Consider the following 1721-nt stretch of genomic DNA (forward strand, 5'->3'; position numbering starts at 1 on the left):
TGAAGCCGGAAAGCAGATTGACTACGCAACATATCGTGCGGCTCTTGCCATGGCCGAGGAACTTCGTTGTCGTATGGCAGATATTTTCGCCAATTATGATGTAATTGTTGCACCGGCAGCACCGGGCGAGGCGCCTTTGGCGGAAAGTGGTACAGGTAGCCCGCTTTTTAGCCGGTTGTGGACGCTATTGCGCCTGCCGACCGTAACGCTACCGGGGTTAACCAGTTCAAGCGGCCTTCCGGTTGGTGTGCAGCTTCTGTCCGCATATGGGACGGATGAAGATTTGCTGAATTGGGCCGGTTGGGCAGAGACGATCCTTCCGCCACGCCCTCTTCCTTCGATGTGCACATGATAATAGGCCAGCGTGCGCCAGGATATGCGGAGATTGGGACATCATGACAGACGAGATTCTTGCCCGTCGCATTGATGCGTTGAGCCAACGTATCGAGCAACTGGAGGCAGAAGCGGATATTCGCCGTATCCAGGCACGTTACATGTTCCTGTGTGATACGCCTTGCCCGGAAGCAGGGGTGACGAATGATGCGGAACGTATCGATTGTATTATGGATCTCTATACCGAAGATGCAATCTGGGAAGGTGTTGGGGAATACTATACCAATCAGTTCGGGCGCTGCATTGGCAAGGCCGCGATCCGGGCCCATTTCGAGGGGTTCTGGAGCCAGAAACGGGACCCGGCTCTGTTGTTGAATGTCCATTACCTCACGTCTGAGCAAATTCATGTAACGGGTGATACCGCGGATGGACAATGGGTGCATTGCCAGCCCTGGATATTTGGGGATGGTTCCTCACTGTTACGGTCCAGCCGCCTGAACAATTTTTTCCGGAAGGAAAACGGGGTGTGGAAAATTTCCCGCACACGCACGGAGAATGTGTTTATCGCACCGCTGAGCACGGGGTGGGCGGAAAGTATACCAACGCGTTCAGTGCTGATGGAACCCTGACCTGGCTGGAATCCGCGGATGAGAGCATGATCAATCGTCGTCGATCCGGCTCGTGGCACACCCGTCAGGTCCAGCATCAGTTTTTGGTCACATCAGGCGCCAGTCTGGTGTAGGCTTCCTGCAGTTGCACTCTCCGAATGACGGTCATGAGAGCTTAGAACGTAACCGGCCGCTCTGGGCCGCCTTGATTATGCGGCCTGCCTGTGCAGTGTATTCACGGGTTTCCAGTTCCATGGCAACAGTTCGTGGAGCCGGTTGATCTTGTGCTCGTTGATACGGGCCAGGACGTCGGCGAGGTAATCGTGCGGATTAAGCCGGGAGAGTTTTGCGCTTTCGATAAGCGTCATGGCATCAGCGATGTTGTCGCCCCCGGTGTCGGATCCGGCAAAGAGATAATTTTTTCGCCCCACGCATACGGGCCGTATGGCGCGTTCGGCAGGATTGTTGTCGATGGCGACACGACCATCTTCGAGGAACAGGGTAAAGGCCTTCCACCGGTTGAGCGCATAACGGATCGCTTTTGCCAGTTCCCCCTTTCCAGGGATACGGGCAAGCTGTGTTTCGCACCATGCGTGGAATGCTGTGACACGGGGACGGCTTTGTTCCTGTCGGACAGCCAGACGATACGGGGCCGGGTGTCCGGTGATCTGGCGCTCGATATCGTAGAGCTCTCCGATCTGTTCAAGTGCTTCCCTTGCGATTGTCGAATCACTGCCCTTCCAGATGGGGTGGTTGCCGTCCTCCCCGCACGGCATCGCA

At 55.9% G+C, this 1721-nt stretch carries 3 protein-coding genes; 2 read left to right on the forward strand and 1 reads right to left on the reverse strand.

Going from position 1 to position 1721, the window contains the following annotated elements:
• Together AD944_RS00490 and AD944_RS00495 are read left to right on the forward strand one after the other, a co-directional pair.
• Positions 1-352 (forward strand): amidase family protein (locus tag AD944_RS00490; RefSeq protein ID WP_248845790.1); only part of this gene is annotated, 352 nt, incomplete at its 5' end.
• A 43-nt stretch (positions 353-395) separates the two neighbouring features.
• On the forward strand, positions 396-962 hold the full coding sequence (locus AD944_RS00495) for a nuclear transport factor 2 family protein (RefSeq protein ID WP_061474625.1): 567 nt from the start codon (positions 396-398) through the stop codon (positions 960-962).
• A gap of 188 nt (positions 963-1150) precedes the next feature.
• Here AD944_RS00495 and AD944_RS00500 read toward each other — a convergent pair.
• Positions 1151-1721 (reverse strand): IS66 family transposase (locus AD944_RS00500; protein WP_156477219.1); only part of this gene is annotated, 571 nt, incomplete at its 5' end.

Source organism: Acetobacter tropicalis, assembly GCF_001580915.1.
Taxonomy (GTDB): domain Bacteria; phylum Pseudomonadota; class Alphaproteobacteria; order Acetobacterales; family Acetobacteraceae; genus Acetobacter; species Acetobacter tropicalis.

Excerpts from the sequence above, each read along its gene's own strand:
- AD944_RS00495 (WP_061474625.1), top strand. The coding sequence starts at position 396 with ATGACAGACGAGATTCTTGCCCGTCGCATTGATGCGTTGAGCCAACGT.